19 protein-coding genes are annotated in these 23,652 nt (G+C 50.6%); 10 read left to right on the top strand and 9 right to left on the bottom strand.

Annotated elements, in window-relative coordinates; genetic code table 11:
• Window positions 1-32: 32 nt before the first annotated feature.
• From ABD031_RS04380 to ABD031_RS04365, 4 genes are read left to right on the top strand one after another with little or no spacing between them, the layout of a single operon-like run.
• Window positions 33-266, top strand: a complete 234-nt coding sequence (locus ABD031_RS04380; protein WP_343848775.1) for a hypothetical protein — start codon at window positions 33-35, stop codon at window positions 264-266.
• Entirely contained in the window at window positions 263-658 is a 396-nt protein-coding gene (locus ABD031_RS04375) for a PIN domain-containing protein (protein WP_343848773.1), read from the top strand. Before ABD031_RS04380 ends, ABD031_RS04375 begins: the two co-directional genes overlap by 4 nt.
• 19 nt (window positions 659-677) lie before the next feature.
• Window positions 678-1,982 carry an NCS2 family permease gene (locus tag ABD031_RS04370; protein WP_343848771.1) on the top strand — a complete coding sequence of 435 codons (1,305 nt, stop codon included), beginning with the start codon at window positions 678-680 and terminating at the stop codon, window positions 1,980-1,982.
• Window positions 1,979-2,767 carry a 5'-methylthioadenosine/adenosylhomocysteine nucleosidase gene (locus ABD031_RS04365; RefSeq protein ID WP_343848769.1) on the top strand — a complete coding sequence of 263 codons (789 nt, stop codon included), beginning with the start codon at window positions 1,979-1,981 and terminating at the stop codon, window positions 2,765-2,767. The genes ABD031_RS04370 and ABD031_RS04365 overlap by 4 nt, the downstream gene beginning before the upstream one ends.
• A 65-nt stretch (window positions 2,768-2,832) precedes the next feature.
• On the opposite strand, the gene ABD031_RS04360 is transcribed toward ABD031_RS04365, so the two are convergent.
• From ABD031_RS04360 to ABD031_RS04340, 5 genes are all read right to left on the bottom strand, one after another.
• Window positions 2,833-3,975 carry an acyl-CoA dehydrogenase family protein gene (locus ABD031_RS04360; RefSeq protein WP_343848767.1) on the bottom strand — a complete coding sequence of 381 codons (1,143 nt, stop codon included), beginning with the start codon at window positions 3,973-3,975 and terminating at the stop codon, window positions 2,833-2,835.
• Between the two features lie 194 nt (window positions 3,976-4,169).
• Window positions 4,170-5,729 carry an SDR family NAD(P)-dependent oxidoreductase gene (locus ABD031_RS04355; RefSeq protein WP_343848765.1) on the bottom strand — a complete coding sequence of 520 codons (1,560 nt, stop codon included), beginning with the start codon at window positions 5,727-5,729 and terminating at the stop codon, window positions 4,170-4,172.
• A 105-nt stretch (window positions 5,730-5,834) separates the two neighbouring features.
• On the bottom strand, window positions 5,835-7,145 hold the full coding sequence (locus ABD031_RS04350) for a DEAD/DEAH box helicase (protein WP_343848763.1): 1,311 nt from the start codon (window positions 7,143-7,145) through the stop codon (window positions 5,835-5,837).
• A 199-nt stretch (window positions 7,146-7,344) separates the two neighbouring features.
• Window positions 7,345-8,217 (bottom strand): glycoside hydrolase family 16 protein, encoded by an 873-nt coding sequence (locus ABD031_RS04345; protein WP_343848761.1) that lies wholly within the window; start codon window positions 8,215-8,217, stop codon window positions 7,345-7,347.
• A 33-nt stretch (window positions 8,218-8,250) separates the two neighbouring features.
• A complete protein-coding gene (locus tag ABD031_RS04340; protein WP_343848759.1) occupies window positions 8,251-10,365 on the bottom strand; it encodes an outer membrane protein assembly factor BamB family protein in 2,115 nt (704 codons plus the stop codon).
• A gap of 228 nt (window positions 10,366-10,593) precedes the next feature.
• Between ABD031_RS04340 and ABD031_RS04335 the strand changes: the two genes are divergently transcribed.
• The 6 genes from ABD031_RS04335 to ABD031_RS04310 all read left to right on the top strand — a co-directional run bounded on the left by ABD031_RS04335 (window position 10,594) and on the right by ABD031_RS04310 (window position 18,180).
• Entirely contained in the window at window positions 10,594-11,583 is a 990-nt protein-coding gene (locus ABD031_RS04335; RefSeq protein WP_343848757.1) for an alpha/beta fold hydrolase, read from the top strand.
• Window positions 11,584-11,589: 6 nt separating this feature from the next.
• Window positions 11,590-12,270, top strand: coding sequence for a hypothetical protein (locus tag ABD031_RS04330; RefSeq protein WP_343848755.1), 681 nt, complete (start codon window positions 11,590-11,592; stop codon window positions 12,268-12,270).
• 77 nt (window positions 12,271-12,347) lie between these two features.
• Window positions 12,348-13,637, top strand: a complete 1,290-nt coding sequence (locus ABD031_RS04325) for a M20/M25/M40 family metallo-hydrolase (RefSeq protein WP_343848753.1) — start codon at window positions 12,348-12,350, stop codon at window positions 13,635-13,637.
• A 64-nt stretch (window positions 13,638-13,701) separates the two neighbouring features.
• Entirely contained in the window at window positions 13,702-15,477 is a 1,776-nt protein-coding gene (locus tag ABD031_RS04320; RefSeq protein WP_343848751.1) for an alpha-amylase family glycosyl hydrolase, read from the top strand.
• 305 nt (window positions 15,478-15,782) lie between these two features.
• Window positions 15,783-16,586: a glycoside hydrolase family 25 protein gene (locus tag ABD031_RS04315; protein WP_343848749.1), complete on the top strand. Its 804-nt coding sequence runs from the start codon at window positions 15,783-15,785 to the stop codon at window positions 16,584-16,586.
• Window positions 16,587-16,647: 61 nt separating this feature from the next.
• Window positions 16,648-18,180 (top strand): sulfatase family protein, encoded by a 1,533-nt coding sequence (locus ABD031_RS04310; RefSeq protein ID WP_343848747.1) that lies wholly within the window; start codon window positions 16,648-16,650, stop codon window positions 18,178-18,180.
• 205 nt (window positions 18,181-18,385) lie between these two features.
• Here the strand turns inward: ABD031_RS04310 and ABD031_RS04305 are convergent, their stop codons facing one another.
• The 4 genes from ABD031_RS04305 to ABD031_RS04290 form a co-directional block, all read right to left on the bottom strand.
• Window positions 18,386-20,665, bottom strand: a complete 2,280-nt coding sequence (locus tag ABD031_RS04305) for a ligand-binding sensor domain-containing protein (protein WP_343848745.1) — start codon at window positions 20,663-20,665, stop codon at window positions 18,386-18,388.
• A gap of 92 nt (window positions 20,666-20,757) precedes the next feature.
• The gene (locus ABD031_RS04300; protein WP_343848743.1) at window positions 20,758-21,768 is read right to left on the bottom strand and encodes a S41 family peptidase; all 1,011 of its coding nucleotides are present in this window, start codon (window positions 21,766-21,768) and stop codon (window positions 20,758-20,760) included.
• Window positions 21,765-22,583 (bottom strand): hypothetical protein, encoded by an 819-nt coding sequence (locus tag ABD031_RS04295; protein ID WP_343848741.1) that lies wholly within the window; start codon window positions 22,581-22,583, stop codon window positions 21,765-21,767. Before ABD031_RS04295 ends, ABD031_RS04300 begins: the two co-directional genes overlap by 4 nt.
• A 91-nt stretch (window positions 22,584-22,674) precedes the next feature.
• The gene (locus tag ABD031_RS04290) at window positions 22,675-23,637 is read right to left on the bottom strand and encodes a metallophosphoesterase family protein (RefSeq protein ID WP_343848739.1); all 963 of its coding nucleotides are present in this window, start codon (window positions 23,635-23,637) and stop codon (window positions 22,675-22,677) included.
• Window positions 23,638-23,652 lie beyond the last annotated feature (15 nt).

Raw genomic sequence — 23,652 nt, 5'->3', positions numbered from 1 at the left:
TGGGCTATTGGTCAAAAACCTTATCTTGGAATATGCGAATCGAACGAACTGACACCGAAATCATTATCAGAATCCCCGCCGACGTGGATATCGCGGAGCTGGATAGGATTTTGGATAGGCTCTCTGCAATTGAAAAACCTGCCCTGGCAGAAGAATCTGACAATTTGAGTGCTTTTGGAGCTTGGAAGGGCGAGGAAACCGCGGAGGAGTTGATCAAATCCATCCGACAAGCTAGAACTGTCAACAGGGAAATAGAAGAGCTTTGAGCTATCTGCTGGATACCAATATTTGTATCTATTACATGAAGGGAAAATTCTCCCTTATCGAGCGGTTTGATCAAATAAGGTTGGAAGACCGCTTTATTTCTGAGATCTCTTTAGCGGAATTGAAATTTGGTGTCCAAAACAGCCAGTATCCTGAAAAGAACCAAGCAGCTCTTCTTAAATTTCTGGAATGTGTTCAGGTCCTTGCTATTTCCTCAGCTATTGACTTTTACTCGTTTGAGAAAGCCAGACTCAGAAAAACAGGATTTGCTGTAGATGATTTTGATTTACTTATCGGATCAACAGCGGTTGTGAATGGCCTAACTTTAGTCACAAACAATGAGAGGCATTTTTTCAGAATAAAGGGGATCCAAATTGTAAATTGGATCAACTAGATTGAGATTTTAGCTGCACATGACCCCCACCCCCTCCTCCTTCAAAACCGAAATCCTTGCAGGCATCAGTACCTTTCTCGCCTGCTTCTACATCATCATCGTCAATCCAGCCATCCTCTCACAGGCAGGCATGCCCTTTTCGGCAGTCCTCACGGCTACGGTTTTGGTGTCGGCTTTTGGCAGTTTGATGATGGGGCTTTATGCCAAAAACCCCATCGTCGTCGCTCCAGGCATGGGGATCAACGCCTTTTTCACCTACACCGCCGTGATGGGTTTTGGTTTGAGCTTCGAAGAAGCGCTGGGAGCCGTGTTCTGGTCAGGCGTGATCTTTCTGCTGTTGTCGGTATTTCAGACTCGGGAAAAGATCATCCGCGCCATTCCGCCTGCCATCCGACACGCTGTTTCGGCGGGGATCGGCCTGTTCATCTGCTTTATCGGCTTCCAAAATGCCCATTTCATCGTGGAAAACCCGGCCACATTGGTCGGCATGTTTTCCTTCAAAGACCCGGTGACGCTCACGTTTTTGGCAGGTTTGCTCTTCACGGGGGGACTATTGATCCGCAAGGTTCCCGGCGCGATCATCTTCGGCATCTTGTTTACGACAGCTTTGGCTTGGCCGATCGGACGTTTTTGGGGCGATGCGTCCGCTTTCAATGCCGGGGTCCCCACCTTGGTGAATTACACCGGATTCTTTGCCTGGCCTGACTTCAGCTTGGTGGGAAAGGCCGATATCCTGGGTTCTCTGCGCCTGATCCATATTCCGGTGATCTTCGTTTTTACCTTCACGATCCTGTTTGATGGGATTTCCACTTTTGTGGGCTTGGCCGAGGCCTCGGGCCTGAAAGATCCAGATGGATCCCCGCAAAATATGCGCAAGTCTCTCCTGACCGATTCCTTGGCAACACTCTTTACAGGCTTGGTGGGGAGCAGTTCGGGCACCGCATACATCGAGTCCGCCGTTGGGATCGAGGAAGGGGGAAGGACGGGACTCACGGCCGTCACGGCAGGCCTGCTGTTTTTGCCATTTATGTTTTTCTCGCCATTGCTGTCGGTCATTCCTTCCGTAGCGAGCTCGATTGCCTTGGTGCTAGTCGGTTCGTTTATGGTCGTGCCCCTGACCAAGATCAACTGGCATGATCCCTCGGAGGCCTTGCCTTCCTTTCTCACCATTGTCCTGATTCCCTTCACCTATAGCCTCTCGGTAGGGATTTCCTTCGGCTTTATCAGCTGGACGATCTTGAAACTGATCACAGGTAAAAAATCCGAACTCAACCCCATTTTAGCCATCATCAGCGTACTTTCGCTTTTCTTTTTGTGGATATGAAAAAAACTCTTTTACTCCTTTTTCTCTCTTTTCTTTTCTTCGAAAGCCATTCCCAGCGCATCGCCATCATGGGAGCGATGGATCAGGAAATCGCCATCTTGATCGATTCCATGAAGTCGGTCAAGAAGGTAGAAAAAGGCGGCATCACTTTTTACAAGGGAAAACTCAAAGGCCAAAAGGTTGTCCTACTCAAAGCCGGAGTTGGCAAAGTGAATGCTGCCTATAGCACCGCGATCTTGGCCGAGAACTTTGAGCCAGAAATGTTGATTTTTACTGGCGTTGCGGGAGGCTTGCATCCGGAAGCCATGCCGGGAGATATTGTGATCGGTGAGAAATTGGTGCAGTTTGACTTCGGACAGGTGGATTCCACGGGATTCACGGTTTGGCCTTTTCGCAAGATCGGGGGAGGTCCACATGAAGATCTCTTCGTGGAAGCTGATGCAGAGTTGATCGCCAAAAGTACTGCCGCTGCCAACCTTGCCGAATTGGAACCTATCTCCGGAAGGCAGCCCAGGATATTTTCGGGAGTGATCAGCACGGGTGACGTCTTCGTCAGCAGCAATGAAAAGGCAGCTTTTCTCTACGAGGAATTTGACGCGCTGGCCACTGAGATGGAGGGTGCGGCTATTGCCCACATCTGTCGAACGCTGGGGATTCCATTTGTCATCATCCGATCTTGCAGCGACAACGCCAACAACCACGCCCGGGTTAATTTCAACCAGTTTGTCGGCCCCGCCTCTGCCAACTCCGCAAGGATTGTATTGGCTATCTTGGGAGAAATGTGATTCAGTGATCAGTCCCAGTTTTCAACTACTGAAAACTGATCACTGCGACTGCACACTGAATACATCTACTTCAAAACCTCTCGGGCGATGACGATCTTCTGAATCTCCGAGGTGCCCTCACCGATCGTGCAGAGCTTGGCGTCACGGTAGTATTTTTCCACCGGATAGTCCTTGGTGAAGCCATAGCCTCCAAAGATCTGTACCGCTTCATTTGCTGCCCAGACAGCGACTTCCGACGCGTAGTATTTAGCCTGTGCTCCCTCCAGAGTCACGCTTTTACCGCTGTTTTTGAGAGCTGATGCTTTGGAGATCAAGAGGCGGGAGGCTTCGATCCTGGTAGCCATGTCGGCAAGTTTGAAGGAAATACCCTGAAAGCTCGAGATAGGCTTGCCAAACTGCTGGCGCTCCTTCGCATAGCTGACAGATGCCTCAAAGGCCCCTTCGGCGATGCCGAGTGACAATGCCGCAATGGAAATTCGTCCACCGTCCAAGACCTTCATCGCCTGGATAAACCCTTCACCGACCTTACCCAAAACTTGACTTTCATGTACCCTGCAGTCCTCAAAGATCATCTCTGCAGTCTCGGAAGCCCGCATCCCGAGCTTGTCTTCTTTTCTGCCTCCCTTGAATCCGGGCGTGCCTTTTTCCAAGATAAAAGCCGTCATCCCATGACTGTCCCCAACCTCGCCCGTTCTGGCAATCACGACGGCGACATCTCCTGAGACTCCGTGTGTGATGAAATTTTTGGCACCGTTGATCACGTAGTAGTCCCCGTCTTTGGTGGCTACCGTCCGCATGTTTCCGGCATCCGAACCGGTATTGGGCTCAGTCAGTCCCCATGCGCCCAGCCACTCGCAGGTAGCGAGTTTGGGGAGGTACTTTTGCTTTTGTTCGTTATTGCCAAAAAGCAGGATATGTCCTGAGCAAAGGGAATTGTGGGCTGCCATGGATAGGCCTACGGATGGATCCAGCTTCGAAAGCTCCACTATCGCAGTGACATATTCCTCGTATCCAAAGCCTGAACCTCCATATTCGGTCGGGATGAGAACGCCCATGAGTCCCAGTTCGCCAAGTTTCTTGAATACGGGAAGGGGAAAATAATTTTTATCATCCCATTCCTTGCGGAACGGTGTAATCTCTTTGGCTCCAAAATCGCGGATCATCTCAGCGATCATCCGCTGATTTTCATTTGTACTAAAATCAATCATAAAACTATTTGGGTTTATACCTATACTAACCCCAAGATTTAAAATAGGTTCTGTATCTCCTAGCGGCAAAGTGTCAAAAGGCACGCGGAAATCTAAGTAGAACCTACGCCAAGTGTTGCAGACATGATTTATGGGTCTGTTTAAATGATTAAAATCCGGACAACAAACGCTAAATGAATGCTTTTGCCTGTCTCTTACCAGCTCGTAGGTCTATAATCCTTCAGAAACTTCCCGTTCCAGTGTTTTCCGGTATTGATGCCGTCAAACAAAGGATCCATCACCCGGGCAGCGCCATCCACGATATCCAAAGGAGGTTGGAAGTCATGCAGTTCCTGCTTGATTTTGGCGAGGTCTGCAGGGTCTTCGTCTGTCACCCAGCCCGTGTCTACAGCATTGGTATAGATTCCGAAATTCACCAAATCCGCAGCCGAAGTTAGCGTCATCATGTTCAGTGCCGCCTTGGCCATGTTGGTGTGCGGGTGTCTGGATTCCTTGTGAAACTGGTGAAATTTCCCCTCCATCGCCGACACATTGATGATGTGCTTACGACCGGTATTGTCTTTTTTCATCAGATTCACCAACCGGTTGCAGAGGACAAAAGGGGCGACGGAGTTCACCAGCTGCACTTCCAGCATCTCGTTGGTGTGGATTTCTCCGAGCTTCAAGCGCCAGCTGTTGGTCTTGCGCAGGTCCACTTGCTGCAAGTCGGCATCCAGCTTTCCGACAGGAAAAATTTCCTCCGAGCTGATCGTATCGTCCATGCTGTATGGGATTTGAGTGAGTTGAGCAGAGGAACTCAAGCCGATTCCCAGTTGCTTGCCATGCCAGGAGACTGGCAGGTTTTTATATTCTCCTTCGGAAAAACCTTGGCTTAGCGTCCGTAATTCTTGTAGGCAAGCATGATGATCTGACAGGAGTTGTTGAGAATCGGGTGAAAGATCTTTCAGCTCCAGAATCTCATTTGCCATCAAATGTTGGTAAAAACCCGAAGGTCTTCGCACAGTTTGCGCGGCATTGTTGATCAGAATATCCAATCGATCGTATTGCTGCTCTATGAAATTGCAAAAAATCTCCACGCTGGGAATGTGTCTGAGATCCAGTCCGTGGATTTTCAGGCGATCTGCCCAGTCTTTGAAGTCAGGCTCTTTTGCGAAGCGCAATGCCGAATCTACTGGGAATCGGGTGGTCGCTATCACCGTCGCGCCCGCCCTCAGCATCATCAGCGTGATGTGGTAGCCAATCTTCAATCGCGATCCAGTCACCAAGGCAACTTGCCCGGTGAGGTCGGCGGTTTGAAAGCGCTTGGCATAGTTGAAGTCCCCACAGTCAGGACACATCGTGTCGTAGAAATGGTGGAGTCGGTCAAAGGAATTCTTGCAGACGTAGCACTCCCGAGGAGTATCCAGAAGGATGGCGGTTTCGGCCTCGTCGCCCGTTAATTGCAGCATGGCCGGCGCAATAAAGATGGAAGCCTCGCGGGCACTTCGGATTCCAGTTGTCTTGCGGGCTTGGATATCTTTGGCAGCGATCTTTTTTCGATGAATCTTTTTTGCGCCCTTTTTTCGCTGCGCAAGCTCTTCTTTTCCGGGATGGGAAAACTGCCCCGCAGCTTTTATTAATGAGATTCGTTGTTCCTTCGGGATGTCGAAAATCTGGTTGGTGTCTGAGTTGAGTTTTTCCAAGATGGAAATACATAACTCAATTTCTTTTGGGGTGATCTTCACTGATTCCCCTGATTCTATTTCCATCTTCATCCTCTGTGACTTACGAGGGTGCAAAAGTAGAGATTTTAAAGATAGAATTTGTATCAGTCCAAGCGGAGTCGAGGACCCTTTGACTCCGCCCAGCTGATCCACTTATCAAATCACCGTCACTCGGACTTTCTTCTCCTTCAGCTTCATGTTGTTGACCTTGGAAAGCAACTTTTCCAAAGTCGCAGTTTTCACCCCCACAAATGCGCAATCCGTCTTCAGCTCAATCACGCCTAAGTCGTCCTTGCCGAGATTGCCTTGCTTAAAGAAAAGTCCCGCCACGTCACCTTTCGAGATTTTGTCTTTTCGCCCGCCGGACACAAACAGGGTGCTCCATTCTGAAGGAGCCGGAAGCGGGGACTTGCTCAGTTTTTCGATGGCTGGATTTCCGATAAAGTCCGGCAAAGGATCCTTTTCGTAGTGCAACACATAGGCTGTGCCTGCGCTGTTCATCCTAGCTGTTCGGCCATTGCGATGCGTGAATTCCTCGCTGCGGAGCGGCAGATGATAGTGGATGATAAACTTGATCTCAGGCACATCGATCCCTCTGGCAGCAAGATCCGTCGCCAGGAGGAGTTGATGGGTGCCGTTTCGGAACTTGATCAAAGCGCGTTCGCGATCCGTCTGCTCCATTCCACCGGAAAAGATGCCGTGCGAAATCTCGTGATTTGTCAGATAATTACTCACCCGCTGAATCGAGTCTTTGAAATTGCAGAAAATGATGCCGTTTTCTCCGCCGAGGTGTGCGATCAGCGCGAGGAGTGTTTCGAGTTTGTCTTTGGTGGGCGAAAGGACTTTTTTGATTGTCAGTTTGGCGATTTTGTCTCCCAAAAAATCCACGGTGACCGGAGCTTGCAGCCCAACGAATCGGGGGATTTCTACGCCTTGAGTCGCTGAGGTCAACAGCATCTTTTTCACTTTGGGGAGAAAGTACAAGATGTCCTTCATCTCGCTTTCAAAGCCGATTTCCAGAGACTTGTCAAACTCATCCAACACCAATGTTCGGATGAACTCCGTGTCAAAAGCATTCCTTCGCAGGTGATCGGCAACTCTGCCCGGAGTCCCCACCAATACCGCCGGGCGATGCTTTATCTCTATCCGATCTTTCGAGCCCGCCCGCCCGCCATAGACGGTATTGACCTTGAAACCGGTGCCCATCTCCCGCATCACCTGCTCGATCTGGATCGCCAGTTCCCGCGAAGGAACGATGATCACCAGCTGAATTTCCTCACAGACTGGGTCGAGTTCTTGAATCAAAGGCAGGAGGAACGCCAGGGTTTTGCCCGTACCGGTTGGCGAAAGTAGGATAATCTCGTTGGAGGATGTGATCGCCTGCAGTGCAGCCAGCTGCATGGAGTTCAATTGTACAATTCCTAGCTTGGCGAGGATCTCTGACTGACTTTTTTGTGGAGTGGACATGGGGCAAAGGTAGGGTTTTCGTCGGTCGGACGAGCGATGGGATTTTAGTGATGGATTTACTGGCTTGAAGTTGTCTTTGTCCCGCCCATTTCAAAAAATCGGAGATCGTATCACTATCGTCTCCAATCGAATCATATACTCTATTATCATACTCGTATCAGCCTAAAATAATAAACACCGAATTTTGAATATCGATGATTTAAAACGGCCGATACTCCATCCAGTCCACCTCCAACTCGAAGCGCTTTTTGGGCTTTTCCAGAGAAAGAGGATTGGTCTCGACCGACCAATTGTCGGTGTGCCAGAAGTTGATCCGGTACTTGGAGGGATGCTGCGGGATTCCTCTTTCCCCCTGATAATCCCACAGAACGACCGTATCGGCCGTGGTCGGGTGAAGCATCCACCAGCGGATACGATCCGAATGCCAATCAAAACCATAGGTGTGAAACTGAGCTGAAGCGTCAAAACCTTCGATTGCTTCGATCTTCTCGGGAAGGTTTTGCAGGCCTGTAAGGTCCTCCCTTTGCATGAAGTGGTCATCGCGAAATTCAGTCGAGTACACGATCCCTTTGGCGAGGTTGATCGTCCGGCCGATTCGTTTCAGCTTTCCGGATTCACCTGTCCAGGTGCCGACATAGATGACTTCCGGATCGGCCAGCAGCCATTCAAAATCTACCTCGCTCAAGCCTTTTTCCTCATCGTTGTGATAGGTGAAGTAGCCGACCACTGCGCCTACATTAGGCTGGATTGCACGCGGATCGGGCACTTTGAGGCGGGTGGAATAGGTGCCGAAATGGGTGAATTTTTTGGAGATAAATTCTGGGCCTTTGCCGGGGCCAGCCTCATCTTTGGGATTGATCTTCAAGGAAAGAACCTTCGATTCGGGCTCTGTTTGGGCAGGTTGGCCGGATTTCCATTTGAAACCCACCTTTCTTCCCGTCGAACCATAATGAAAAAAAGTGGGCTTTTTGTCAGAAAACTCCTCCCGGAAAGCTTCATGTAACGCTAGCTCTTGCGAATCGGAATGGAGCATGGAAGTGAACAGAATCAGGATAGAAACAAAAAACCTCATGACCCGAAAGCTAAGAAAAAGCAGCTCGGAAAATCAATCCGGCAAGGCAAAAGCCACATAAGTATCCCCGCTTTTTGTCCCCTTGCCGCCTCCGCAAGCGATGACTAAGAATTGCTTTCCGTCTTTCTCAAACACTGCCGGAGTTGCGTGGCCAGCTGCGGGGAGTTTCGCTTCCCAGAGGATCTTGCCCGTTTCCTTATCAAATGCGCGGATTTTTTCGTCTTTGGTGGCTGCGATGAACAGCACTCCTCCGGCCGTAGCGACCGGCCCGCCATAATTTTCAATGCCCGTCGGGGCAAAACCCTGTGCACTCAGGGAGTCAATCTCTCCCAAAGTCACCTGCCATTTTTTCTTGCCGGTATTCATATCGATTGCAGTCAGCAGACCCCAAGGCGGGTTTGAGCCATAAATCCCTTCCTTGGTGGTGAGCCTTTTGTAACCCTTCATGTAGTACTGCGGATAGAGTTTTGCGTTTTCGGCTCCCAGTTCCTGTTTGTCTCCAGTATCTGCTTTTCCCAGCAAATAGTCGATCAAAATCCTGCGCTCCTCCTTCGATATATGTCCAAAGGTTGGCATCGCTCCCCTTCCTTTTTGCAAAAGTAGATTCAGAGAATCGGGGGTGTATTTGTCCTTTAGCGCAAGCAAACTGGGAATGGACGGCGGGTTTCCTTTTCGCTCCAGCCCATGGCAATTCCCGCAAAAGTTTGTGTACACCGACTGGCCGACATTGCCGAAACTCGCATTCGGAGTCATCTCGATCAGCCAAGGGATTTGGTTGGCATTGACGTACAGGGTTTGGGTCTCTGGATCAAAGGACGCTCCGCCCCACTCGCCGCCACCATCCATCCCGGGGAAAAGCACCAGGGGTTTTTCAGGGTGGGGAGGTGCCCAAGCATCGCCTAGGATGGCATTTGAAAGCTGACTTCGAATATCCGCCTCCCATTCCGGCTTGAGATTTAAGATGTCTTTTTCTTCGAAAAGCATGTTCATAAATGGCTCCGGCAAAGTAGGAATGGGCTGGGTCGCGGATGTTTTTTCTCCCGGCAAGATGGATTGGGTGACTGCCGTTTCCACGATGGGCCAGACCGGCTCGCCCGTCACCCGGTCAAAAACATAGGTCATGCCCTGCTTGGAAATCTGGGCGACGGCATCGATCCATTGGCCATCCTTTTGGATACGGATCAAATTTGGGTTTGCAGGAAAATCCCTGTCCCAGACGTCGTGATGGACCGCCTGAAAGTGCCAGATTCGCTCCCCCGTCTTGGCGTCCAGCGCCAGAAGGGAATTGGCATATAGGTTATCGCCATGTCGATATCCACCCCAAAAATCATAGGTAGCAGAACCCGTCGGCACGTAGACAATCCCTCGGCTTTTGTCCAAGGTCATCCCCGCCCAATTGTTTGCGCCACCCATCTGCCGGATATGCTCTGGATCCCAGGTTTCGAACCCGGCTTCGCCCTCCTGCGGGATGGTGTGGAAGATCCATTCTCGCTTTCCGGTGATGACATTATAGGCTCTGACATGGCCTGGAGCGGCATCAAGTCCTTCAGAAAGTCGCATTCCCATGATGATCATATCTTCAAAAACTACTCCAGGAGAATTGGACACAATCATAAAATCGGCCAAATCGGTGTCCAGATCTTTGCGCAGGTCGACTTTTCCTCTTTCTCCAAAACCCAAGATCGGCTCCCCCGTCTTCGCATCGAGCGCCATCAACCAATTGCCGGCGGTGAAGAGGATTCGCTTGTCTTCGCCGCTTTCCCAGAAGCTTACTCCACGGTTGGTGCCGGCCCAGAAATTTTCCCCTCCCAAAACCTGAAAGGGGTCAAACCTCCATACCTCGGCTCCTGTGGCTGCCTCCAGTGCAAAGACATTCAGCGTGGGTGTGGTAGCGTAGAGCAGGCCGTCAACCACAATGGGCTGGCACTGGATCTGGCTCCGCTCGGTGGCGTCACCAGTGCTGTAGGTCCAGGCAACTTCCAGCTGGGCGACATTTTCCAAGTTGATCTGATCCAAAGCCGAATAGCGGGAGCCATCCTCGGGGCCACCATAGTGAGACCAGTCGGTGTAGTCGATTTCGGCAGCTTTCTCGGCACAGGAGTAAAAGAGGAGGGTGAGCGCAAAAACCAGCGGGATCTTGAAAGTCATCTTGGGTGTTTTTTTTGTCTTCAGAAGGTCGGGAAAAGAAATCTATCCACAAAGCAAAAGTAGCGCAACACGCCGCTTTTGGCTTCTTTGAAAGTCTGGTCACTGATCATGGATAATCAGTATCTGTTTTTGGCGAATTTCGTGGGGATCTTCGTTTCACCTTTCATTCTGGGGCGATCTGGGTTTTCAAACGGTTCACTTTTACGGAAAACTAACCCAGCACAAGCAATGAAAAACTATGCCCTCTTGTTGGGTCTCGCAGTCTGCCACATATTTCTGACAGCCTGCGAAGACCCGATGGACCTCTCTACTCCCGGCAATCTGGTGCCAAAGACCGTCGACCTCGACCCCAGTCTTCCACAGATCAGCGTCAACGGCACCCAACTTCACGCTGAGGCTTTCGGAAATCCCTCTGACCCCATGCTGATATTTCTGCACGGTGGACCAGGAGGCGACTACCGAAATGGGATGAAGGTCCGAGCCTTGGCTGAGGATGGTTATTTCGTGATCTTCTACGATCAGCGGGGATCCGGGCTATCACAGCGACATCCCAAAAACAGCTATTCCATCCAACTGGTATTGGACGATCTGACAGCGGTGATCGCGCACTATCGCAGTTCGGACTCCCAAAAGGTCTTCCTCTTCGGGCATTCTTGGGGTGCCATGCTCGCCGCTGCCTACATCAACGCCCATCCCGAGCGCATCGACGGGGCGATCTTTGCCGAAGCAGGGGGATTCAACAAGCAGCTGCTGGACGAATACGGTGCCGCCAGCCGCAAGCTCAATCCCTTCTCCGAGTCAACCAATGATGTCTTGTACTACGAACAGTTTCTCACCGGAAAGGAAAACGAACACGAGATCCTCGACTACAAGTCTGCCCTCCAGACGCCCTATTCCTACGCCTCGGGCAACAGTGAAGGCATCGAACGTCCATCTCCTTTTTGGAGAAACGGAGCGGTCGTCCTCAGCGCTTTTGTCGATATCTCCGAAAAGGAGGGCTTTGACTTCACGACAAATCTCGAGCACTATTCCAAGCTGACGCTGTTTCTCTACGGGGAAAACAACCAGTCCTACGGGAGGACTTTCGCAGAAAAAGAAGCCGCTTTTTTCCCAAAATCCTCCATCGCCCAAATCGACAACACGGGCCATGAGATGATCTATTTCCGCTGGGATCTGGTCTATCCTGTCGTCTTGGACTACCTGAATTCACTGAATTAAGCATCGATGAAAGCACTACTTATTTTCCTCGGGACATTTCTACTTTCCCTTTCCTCAGTCCAATCCCAGGACTTCAACTGGGCTAACATCAGGACGGAAGACAAGCATATCCTTTCCGCAGAGGCGGCTTGGGATTACGCCTTAGGATTTGGCCTCGGATACGCGTATCGGCCATCTACTCAAGCGCCGCTTTGGCTCACTGCCGGGTTTTCTTTCCCCTCAGGAGAAAAGCTTTTGGATGACTTCAAGACCAAAGTCGGTGGACAGATCCGAGTAGCACAGGCAGGAAATTTTCAGGTTATCGCTTCGGTCCAAGGCATCTACCGACGCTACGAGAGCCAACTCGTCCGCCTCCAGAATCTGGGCCTTGAGTCTAGGGTGATGGTGGGCTACTATCATCCCAAGTGGTTTGTAGGCGGGGAGCTCGGCTTCGATTGGGCGATTGCGACGCAGTTTCGGCACTCGGAGGAATTCCGTCAAAACACCTACGCTAAGCTTCAGGACGGATGGGCAGCCTCTCCCACGGGCGGCAACTTCGCCTATGGGCTTCAAGGCGGCTATTCTTTTGGAAGAAATGATCTGGTGCTCAAGATCGGCGGTTTGGCTTCGCAGGGCTTGGAGACGGCACCGATGATTCCCCTTTACGCTCAGTTTAGCTTCAATTTCGAAGTAGGCAAAGCAAAGTGATGAACTTCCTGTCCGGGAAGGACTGAGCCAAGGGATCAAGACTTGTCAGCGCCGGCTTTTTGGGCTATTTTCCTCGCATGAAAAAGACCTTGCAAATCCTGGCCTTGTGCCTGGCGCCTACCTTGCTTTTTGCGCAGCAGAAACTATCCAAAGAAGAGCGGCAACTCAGTGAACTGATCGACAAAAACTACCAAGAAACTCTGGCTTTGCTCGAGGAGGTCATCAATATCAACTCCGGCTCGCTCAATAAAGAAGGCGTGCGGGAAGTCGGAAAAGTCTTTGAGCGGGAGTTTGAAAAGATAGGCTTCGAGACGGAATGGCTGGAGCTGCCAGCTGAAGTCAACCGAGCGGGACATTTTATTGCCACGCGCAAAGGAAGCAAGGGCAAGAAGCTATTTCTGATCGGACACCTGGATACGGTTTTCGAGAAGGACATGCCTTTTACCCCCTTCACTTATCTCAACGACAGCACGGCCACCGGCCAAGGCGCTAATGACATGAAAGGAGGCGATGTCCTCATCCTGGCGAGTCTGAAAGCCATGGAAGAATTGGGATTGCTGAAGGACAGAACCATCACCGTGTATTTCCCGGGCGATGAAGAAAGTTCGGGGAATGTGACTATCTCCAGACGGGATTTTATCGAGCGCGCCAAGCAACATGACATCGCGCTGGCGTATGAAACCGCCCAGGGCTTTGGCACCGTGACGGTGGCGAGAAGGGGAGCCAGCGGCTGGACCTTGAAAACTTCGGGAAACCAAAGCCACTCCAGCGGGGTCTTTCGGGAGTCGGTGGGCTATGGAGCGATCTACGAGGCAGCGCGGATACTCACCGAGTTTCAGGAAACCTTGGCTGGGGAGCAATACTTGACCTTCAATCCCGGCCAATTCATCGGCGGCTCAGATGTGAGCTTGGACGAAATCTCAGGTACCGGCACAGCCCTTGGCAAGACCAATATTGTAGCCAGAGAAGCTATTGTCACGGGGGATTTGAGATTTTTGGGCGAAGCCCAAAAAGAAGCAGCCCGTGTCAAGATGCGGGAGATAGTCGGTAAGCACCTGAATCAGACCAATGCGGAGATCACTTTCAGAGATGGGCTACCGTCGATGGAGCCTAGCGAGGGGAATTATGCTTTGGCAAAAATCCTCAACCAAGTCAGTCTCGACATGGGACTGGGTGAGGTCAAGCCAGGCGATCCCGGCAGTAGAGGCGCTGGAGACATCTCCTTCGTGGCGGAATTCATGGATTGCCTGGACGGATTGGGCGCGTCTGGAAGCGGTGCTCATGCTCCCGGGGAAACGATTAACATGAAGCAATACCCAGATTTGATCAAAAGAAATACTATTTTGCTGTACCGATTGACCCGATAACCTGATGAATTAGTGTTTGGCCGTATCCCTGAGCGAAGCGGCAGCTTTTCCAAAACCATCAGCAATGAAGCCCCAGAAGATTGTCATCTACCACGTTTTTACCCGACTTTTTGGCAACAAAAACACCAACAACAAACCTTGGGGAAGCAAGGAAGAAAACGGTGTCGGTAAGTTCAACGATTTTACGGATCTGGCACTGAGGGAAATCCGAAAGCTGGGCATCACCCACATCTGGTATACTGGCGTGCCACACCATGGCGTGATTGGGGATTTTCCGGAGATCGGCCTGACTTCAGACCATCCCGACGTGATCAAAGGACGCGCTGGCTCACCCTATGCCGTGCGGGACTACTATCAAGTCAATCCGGATCTGGCGCTCGATGTGACCAAACGCTTGGAAGAATTTGAGGCACTGATCCACCGGACGCATCGACTCGGGATGAAGGTCATCATCGACATCGTGCCCAACCACGTCTCCCGCTACTACGAGGGTCGAAATAACCCCCCCGGCGTGCGGGACTTCGGTGCGGACGATGACATTTCTGTCGAGTACAAAAAGGACAACAACTTCTACTACATCATAGATGAGGCGTTCTGTCTACCGGACCCAAAAAACGGATACTGTGCGCTGGGTGGGGAGCCCCACCCCTTTACTGGTATAAATTTCGAAGAATCTCCTGCCAAATGGACTGGAAACGGTTCACGCTTGGCGAAGCCGGACTTCGACGATTGGTACGAGACGGTGAAGATCAACTATGGTATCAGCCCGGAGGGGAAAAAGGATTTTGACGAATTGCCTTCCGGGGCAGACTTCTTGGATTGTCAATCACATTTTAAATTTTGGCAGGGAAAAGACGTCCCCGATTCCTGGAGAAAATTCAAGGACATCACTCAGTTTTGGTTAGGGAAAGGCGTGGATGGTTTCCGCTATGACATGGCCGAGATGGTCCCTGTAGAGTTTTGGTCCTATCTGAATTCCCACGTTAAGACGATCAAGCCAGATGCTTTTCTGCTGGCCGAAGTTTACAATCCCAGTCTCTACAAAGATTACATCCAAAAAGGCAAGATGGATTACCTATATGACAAAGTTGGGTTATACGACACACTGAAGCAGATCATTCAGGGTCACGGATCCACCGATCAGTTGCTTCTGGTGTTAGAGTTTTCAAAAGACATCGAGCATCACATGCTGCATTTCCTGGAAAATCATGATGAAGTCCGGATCGCCAGTCCAGAATTTGCGATCAACCCTTGGAAGGCCATGCCGGCGATGGTGCTTTCGGCGACAGTTTCGACCTCCCCGACGATGATCTATTTCGGTCAGGAAGTCGGCGAGCCCGCCGCTGAAATGGCGGGATTTGCGCAACCCAACCGCACTTCAATCTTCGATTATATTGGCGTGCCTCAGCATCAGAAGTGGATGAATGGAGGGAAATTCGACGGAGGGCTACTCTCTGCGAATGAAAAAGCCTTGAGAAACTACTATTCCGAAGTCCTGAATTTCACCCTGAAAAGCCCCGCTTTAACGGGCAACTACCTGGAACTTCACAATATCAACCGTATTCAAAATCCCGCGTATGGAGACAAGGTTTTTGCCTTTGCCCGCTGGGATGAAAATCAAAAGCTAATCGTTATTTGCAACTTTTCAGAGTATCATGGACTCAACACGGTGCTAAAACTTTCACCGGAACTTCTAGAAAAATGGGAACTTCCGATCGGCGATCGGGAGATCAAGGAAGTGATGTTTGGAAAAAAGAGGACAATGCTTCGGGTGACGGAAGCGGGTGCCGAAATTGACTTGGACTTTGGTCCTTTGGAGTCTGCGGTCTTTGAGATATAAAGCTTTCAATCAATCCCTACTTTTCAACAGGGCTTCAACTGCTGACATTAAAATCAAGGCCAAAACCAATGACTGACATTAATTTTTTGAGATTTTAATGTCGGTTCCAAAATCTGACCTCAACGCTGAGGTCACAAAGCACCACTGACCTCAAAATATTCAAATTTTGAGGTGAGCTAAAAAACTGACCTTAGAACGAAGGTATTGCTTCCCTATCCACCTCAAAAACCTTTCATTTTAAGGCTGAGGCAGGCTTTCAAGTTCTCCTATCTTTCCCGAATTTGCGGCTGGAATTGACTCCAGCTATGCCCCGAAAAAACTCCTCTTCTCCCTGGATCGGTATTGTCCTTTTGCTTTTTTTGGTGATGCTGGGAACTGTGGTTTTGGTATACAGATTCAGGAATCAACTCGAGCGACAGCTGGGTGATTTTACCCGACCCATGCCCCCAATGACCGAGCAGCTCAAGCTGGAGCACGTCTTTCGAAATTTTCCCGAGGGCAGTCTGGGGCTTGACGTGTCGGAATATCAAGGCAAGATCAATTTCGCGGGACTTCAACTCCAGCTAGATAACCGTCGGATGGAGTTTGTCTTCATCCGCGCGACAATGGGCGACGATGGCGTGGACAGGCGCTACCTCCAAAACTGGGACGGTTTTGGCAATATGCCTGTCAAACGCGGAGCCTACCACTACTACCGCCCGAACGAAAACAGCAGCAAGCAGGCCCAAAACTTCATCAAAACTGCCAAACTGAAACATGGCGACCTGATCCCGGTCTTGGATATAGAAAAGCACAGCACCATTCAGCCTCGGGAAAAGCTGAGAGAAGGACTGAAAAACTGGCTGCGCATTGTGGAGGAACACTATGGCGTGAAGCCCATGATTTACACGGGCGACCGTTTTTTCTGGGACGTACTTCACGGGCATGGCTTTGACCAATATCCGATCTGGGTCGCCAACTACAACCCGATCATGGAACCGGAGACTCAGGACTGGGAGATCTGGCAGTTTTCCGAAAAGGGGAGCTTGCCGGGCATCGGCGAACGGATAGATCTGAACATCTTCCGAAACGGAAGCGAGTACCTGCAGTCACTGGTCATACCGGGATAAGGACATTCTTGCACAAGAGACCGATTCCACTTATTTTGAGCAACATAGACCAAAACCCACTATGATCCTCGCCCCCTTCCTGCTTCTTCTTCTTAGCCTTTTTTCCAGCAACTCTTCCGAAACTCCCCAAGAAACACCGCCAAACATCCTCTTCCTGATCGCTGATGACTGGTCTTATCCGCATGCCGGAGTCTATGGAGATCCGGTGGTGCGAACGCCGACATTTGACCGGCTGGCGCGGGAGGGCGCAGTTTTCCACAATGCCTTTACCTCCTCACCCTCCTGTTCGCCTTCACGCGCATCGATTCTGATTGGCCGCTATCCACATGAGATCGAGAGCGGCGGCAACCTCTGGCCCGAATGGCCTGCGCAATACCCAACCTATGTCAACGTGCTGAGCGAAGCCGGCTATTTCTCCGGTTCCATCCGCAAAGGCTGGGGCCCGGGAGACTTCAAAGTCTCTGGCTTGGAGCATAACCCTGCAGGAAAAACCTATTCCGATTTCAAGGCGTTTTTGGCAGAAAGACCCAAGGGAAAGCCCTTTGTCTTTTGGTTTGGCAGTACAGATCCACACCGGGAATATGTTCCCAACACCGGCATCCAAACCGGAATGAAGCTGGAAGACGTGCCGGTACCGGGCTTTTTCCCAGACAATGACTGCGTGAGAAATGACATCCTCGACTACTATTTTGAAGTGGAGCGCTTTGACCGGGAAAGCGGGCAATTGATCCGCATGCTGGAGGAAATGGGCGAACTGGACAACACGATCATCGTCATGACGAGTGACAACGGGATGCCTTTTCCCCGGGCAAAGGCCACCTTATACGACTATGGCGCAAGGTTGCCGCTGGCGATTCGCTGGCCGGAGAAAGTAAATCCCGGAAGTGTCGTGCAGGACTTTGTGAATTTTGTGGACTTTGCACCAAGCTTTTTAGAAGCTGCAAACTTGACTCCAGAGGCCATGAGTGGGCAGTCGCTTTGGAACCTTTTGGCGGGAGAAAAACAGGATCGGGCCCAGGTCTTTCTGGAGCGCGAGCGACACGCCAACGTACGAAAAGGCGATCTAAGCTATCCGATGCGGGCAGTCAGAAATGATCGCTTTCTCTATATCTGGAACACAATGCCGGAGCGAAATCCAGCCGGCGATCCCTCGGTACATCAGTCTGTCGGGCAATATGGCGACGTGGATCACTCGATCACCAAGTTTCTGATCATGGAGATGGAGGGGAAAGCCCAAACGGGAAGCCCAGATTACTTTTCCCTGGCTTTCGGTCCTCGACCGGAGGAGGAGCTCTACGACGTAGTGGCCGATCCCTATCAGCTGAACAATTTAGCCGCACAACCAAACTTTGCAGAAACCAAGAAAGCTTTACGGCAAGAGCTTTTGGACTGGATGAAGGCAACCGGCGATCGGCGGTTCGAGAATCCCCGCTCCACCTATTGGGATGAATTGCGGTACACTCCGACTTACCAGATGATGGACACCGATGTACCCAAGCAGATCCAAGACTATCGAATAAAGCCACCTTTCGGGCCGGATATGAAGGATGGAATCCCTTGCTTGCCGACCCAAGGATCTGCAAAAAATCAATAAACAGAAAGATTGACAACTGATTCTCAACAAAACAAAAAGTCCAAATCCACAATAGTGGCAACTTTTATGGATTACGATCCACAATAGTCGCGACTTTTATGGAATACGATCCACAAAGGTTGGAGTTTATGACGCTGATTAGCAAGCTTCTCAGATTTTCAAAGAGGAATTGTAGCATGCTTATTCTACCCTTTTCTCCAAAATCCTACTCCGCAACTAGCTCCAGATACCTCGCCATCCAGTACGGCCAAAGCCAGAAGACCGGCTCTCGAACCTGTGTCGGATCGCCTTGGATTGCCGCCCAAGGGTTTTTATCCCAGCGCACGGTAGCGCGAATAGCCGGAGGTGGCAACTGGGAAATTTGAATTTCTTCCAAGATCGGTGCATGCACGATTTGGACGTCTTCTCGTTTGATATGGTTGATCGGCCAATCCACCAGATCCAAGGGCGTTTCACGCAAAAAGGAAAGGGTTTGGGACACATTGACTTTTTTGCCCGTGGCAAGCGAATAACTCAGACTGTTGATCAGGTTTTCCCCATCGGTTTGGGCGCCAATCCATTCATCGGCGAGCTCCTGATAGACTTTTCTCGTTTCTGGATCCTTTTCGTATTTCAACAGGATCGGAAAAAGATACCCCTCCATCGTCAGGTCAAAGTAAATCTTCCAAGCTGGATTCTTGTGGTTGAGCTGAGCCGCATTTTCCAAATAACCTTCTTCCTCAATCAATCTTCGGTATTCCGACTCGTACTTTTCGTCGCCTGTTGCCGCCGCGGCAAACTTCAGAAAAGCGAGCATCTCAAAAGAATTGATTGCTTTCTCGGAAGCCCAGTCCGGATCACGGTTGATCTTGTCCGGTGACCAAACGCCCCATCGGGTATGCTTGCCATCGACATCGACCAGGTTGTAGTTGTTGCGGATCAGCGCATCCATGAGCTTTGAGACGTGGGCGCGGATTTCATCTTTGTCGGCTTCCGTGGCTGCAAACTCATAGAAATAAAAGTAGGCCATGAAATGTCCCGTCATCTCATCGCTGCTCGTGTCGCCTTTCCAAAGCCATTTTTTATCGGCAGACAGTCTCCACCGCTGCTCAACAGGCTTGTAGCGCGGATCATTGACCAAAGCCTCCGCCAACTCCCGGTCGGCATAGATTCGATTGGGATCGTGGACTTGAGTCCAGTCGGTCGGCACAATCGTTCTCGCAAAAAGTCCATCCGTCCCCGTGACCTCATAGAGTAGCTTCAAAAACCCAAAGGCTTTTCGGGCTTTGTCCAAGGCATCGGGATCTTTGGTGACCGCATAGCGGAAACTTTCCATCGCCAGATAGCCACCGGTATATTCTCCGTCGTTGTCGTCGTCGGAATTTACCCAAGTCGAAGTATCACCTGGCACCTCCAAACGCAGCATCCCACAGATCCAAGGATCCCGCATGTGTTTGGCCATAAGTTCTGAGTAAAAATGCTTCTGTTTTTCAGCCAAACTAATGGAGAATTTTCGGATGTGGCTTACTCCGTTTTGGGTTGCGATCCAAGCATTTCCTTCTTTGTCAAAAGCCACTTGGTTGACGTGATCATCGGTAAGCCAGCGCCTGCTAAAAAGCAAGGAGTGGCTGCCGTCGGGAAAATACCGCACTACGCCGACTTCCGTGCCTACCCACATCACTCCCTCGGGAGATTGGGAAACAGAGCGAACATGGATTGAGGGAACACCCTCTTTTGCGGTCAGGTTGTATCCCAATTTTTGTCCATCTCGCACCGAAACTCCGCCCATCACGCCCACCCAAAGCTTTTCGCCCGGCCCGAAGGAGACGGCTCTGGCATAGCAGCTGATCAGCTCATCGATACTTTGGTAGAGTGTTGCAGAATTCTCGCTGCAATGGTAAAGCCCAGCATCGGTCGCCACCCAAAGATTGCCTTCGCCATCCGTGACCGCATCCCGAACCGATTTTGCGATCGGATAGGACTGCTTCACCCATTCCGAATCTTGTTTTCTCCAAATTCCAAAAGGGCCCAAAGCGTACACCTCGGAACCCGCGGAGGTGATCTCAGAGATTGGTCCTTCGATTCCGCTCACTGGAGTGGCCTGATTGGCTTTGACTTGATAAAGCCCGTCCCAAGTGCCCAGCCAAATCGTCCCCGCATTGTCTTGCCCCACGGCAAAGGAAGGCCCTCTTTCAGTTCCAGCGATCACCGGAATCCAGGCTTTGTCAGATTCTGGCTTTCGAAATATCCCGCCAGCCGTCGCAATCCAAACCTGGTTCTCCTGCTCGACCAGGATATCCCTTACCTCATTTTCCTCCGGAAGATCACTTACGAAAAAGGCCTCGTGGACTTCCTGATTGAAGTTTTCGTCTGGAAAAGGAGTTTCAATGGCCGCATTTTTCTTCTCGGGTAATTCTCCTTTGCAGGAAAGGATAAGCAAAAGTGCTATCGTAAGAGAAAATCCAGGAAGCCCAAGGCGGGAAGTGGAAGGGAGCCGAAAGTTCATTTTGACGGGTTTAGGTAGAAGCAGAAATACCAACTGAAAAACCCAAAAATCAGCCTATTGGACTATTCGCCTAACGAAAAACAAATTTTGCCTTAAATCCCCGTCTTGATATACTGAATCGCCCTCTCCAAGATCGGATCCCGGCCTGCAGCAATGTCTGCGTCCGTGGTTTCTACCCGGATGTCCACCGGTACACCACCTTCGAAGTTCAGGCCATCAACCGTGTAGCCGATCGTCGAGCTGTAATTGAAATACCAGCCGTTGGGAAGGTCATAGCCAGCGGGGACGCCGCAGCCTCCACCTGTGTCGTCACCCATCAGGATCGCGCCGGGGATGCCCTTGATGTAGGCGGAAAAATAGCTGCCCGCGCTATAGACCTTGCGATTGGTCAGGACGACTATTCGTCCCTCAAAGTGGGGATTTTGCTGATTGGGGTCTAGGAAGATGTCTTTTTCTTCGGAAAAGTCATTCGGTCCGGGGCCGTTTTTGGTCTTAAACGAATAGATCTTGGTGCGCTCCTTGATCAGTCGGGCTGCAATCTTCAATCCGTTTTCCGGATTGCCTCCTTCGTTGTTTCGGATATCTATGATGACCCCGGGCAATCCCTTGAATCGCTCTACCACAAAGTCCAGTTCGTCCTCCAGGATCGGCGTGGCAAAACTTCGGTAGTGAAGATAGCCCACGCCATCAATCTCCTGATTGAGCAGGTATCCGGTGATGCGATAGTCGCCTAAGTAGTTTCGCTCCAGCACGTCGAAATTGTAATTGGCAGGCGCCTCGAGATACGGCAGGTAGCGACTGATGTCAAAAGGAGTCCGGAGATTGGTGTGGCCATCCTTGAGCGTATTGAGCATATCAGCCATCACATCATATAGCTCCTGATCGCTTTGTGCCTGAAGAGCCAAGGGGCGATAGACCGTCTGAACGCTGTCCCAGTTGATCTTCTTGTACTCAAAAAGCGCATAGCGATCCTTCATCGCCTGCCAAAGGACATCGAAATTGTCGGCGTTGTTGTTTTCTTTTTCTGAGCTGTAAAAGAGATTTTCGCAGGCAGTGAAGCCCAGCCCAATCACCAACAGAAGTATGGTTCCGAACTTTCTCATTTGGTTTTCATCAGGAAGTTGACACCAATGGTATGCGCGGCGGCGTGCACCGGCACGGGGTTTTGATAGGAATAGTATTCCCAGTTGTAGACCACCTGCATCTTGTTGCCGCTGGCGATGGGGAATTCGACGTAGTTGTCAAACTGGATTCGGGGGAAATTGCCTAGCCAGCTCACTGACGTATTGTCAAAGAGAGAGGATACGAAGTTCTTTTCGTGATCCAGAAACTCCGGCACCGCCGAATATCCTGGTCGTGAAATATAACCGATCAAGGGGAGTTTGAGGGTAAAGCTCGCCTTCATCGCTTTTCCCCAAAGATCAAAGTTCCGCAGATAGCGCCCCTCAGCCTGGAGGTTTCCGGTAAATTCGTAATTGATCTGGCTGTTGTCCCAGCGGGGGGAATAGCGGACGGAAATCACGTTGGAGAGGCCAGGGCCAACATAGATCGCGCTTCTATCATCGCTCTTAAGCTGAAAAAGATAGCTGTAGCTGAGCTCGTTCCAATAGGAGCTAATACTCGGCTGAAGGTAACGCGAAGGCACCTGCCCGATCTCAAAGGCTTTACTCTTCATGCTGCCAACGGCTGCTTCAAAGTTGAATTTCCGCCAAGTGTTGGCTTTGTTCTTTTCCATGTTGATCATGAAATAAAGCAGGCCTCCGCTGTACTTGGTTTGGGTGACGAGTTCGTCCTGGAAATTTTGGGAGCGAATACCCACTGCCATCCCCCAAAAAGTCTCCTTTTGAGAGTCCTGTGCCTGCGCAAGGTCAATGGAAAAGAGAAAGCAAAGCAGGATGAGAGGCAAGTATTTTTTCACCGGCTGTCTGTTTATTCTCTACAAAAGTATTTCAATAAAAACAGATCCCTAAGAATGTGCTCGGAAACCTCGACCAAAACCTATCCGATCGCTAAAACCTCAGCTTTTTCTTGCTGATCTCGGGATGGACGTAGGGCTTCAGATTTTCGGGAAAGCCCAGTTCAAAAGGCGATGGCCCTACCCATTCGGTCTTCTTGCCGGCAATCTTGATCGTGCCTTTGGACGAGATGGTGACGGTCGTAAAGAGGGGTTCTTTGAAGGGTGCCGTAAACTTGATCCAGCGGTAGTTTTTGTCCACTTCGGCACTGTAGCGGATATGCTCATAGTCTTCCCCCAACCAATGGTATGCCATCGAAGTCGTGGAGATGTACCAGATACCGCCGATGTTTTCGGCATAGTCCGTATGGGTGTGACCGTTGAAGGACGCGATGACTTTACGGTCTGGATGAAGGCTGTTATGAGCTTGGAGCAAAGCCTGAACTTCCTCGAAGTTTTCTACGCCGTAGGTTTCCTGATGGGTTTTATAAATAGAAAGTCCTTGATGGGAAAAGAGGATGGTCGGAAACTGAGACTTTTCCAGATCTTGCCTTAGCCAAGCAAGTTGCTCCGAACCGATCAGTTGTTGATAGCCCTTTTTGCTTGGATCCACTTTGTCATTGCCATCGAGCACGACAAAGTGAAACCCATTTTTGTCAAAAGAATAATAGCTCGACTCCATCTCTCGATAGGCCAAGGCCTTTTCCAGAGTCGTTCCCCCATCCATCTCGTGATTGCCGATCACGTGGTGTTTTTCTCCGGGAAAAGAATTCCAGATATCATAGGCCTTTTGATACTCGGGTTTGGGAATGCTAAAATCCCCCAGCTCGATGATGAAGTCAGGTTTTTCCTTCTTCATCGCATCGATAAAAGTCGTCATGCGGTACTCCGAATCGTGCATGGTCGGAATGTGGACATCGGTACACAGGCCAAAAGTGACCACATTCGCTTTTTGGGCAAAGCCAGAAGTGCCTATCCCCAATCCGGTGAATAGCAGCAGGATGGAAAGGAATTTCATAGAGGAGTATCGGAC

Source organism: Algoriphagus jejuensis (assembly GCF_039523455.1).
Taxonomy (GTDB): domain Bacteria; phylum Bacteroidota; class Bacteroidia; order Cytophagales; family Cyclobacteriaceae; genus Algoriphagus; species Algoriphagus jejuensis.
Note: the sequence above shows the minus strand (reverse complement) of the source record. Positions and strands in the feature narration are given on the sequence as shown.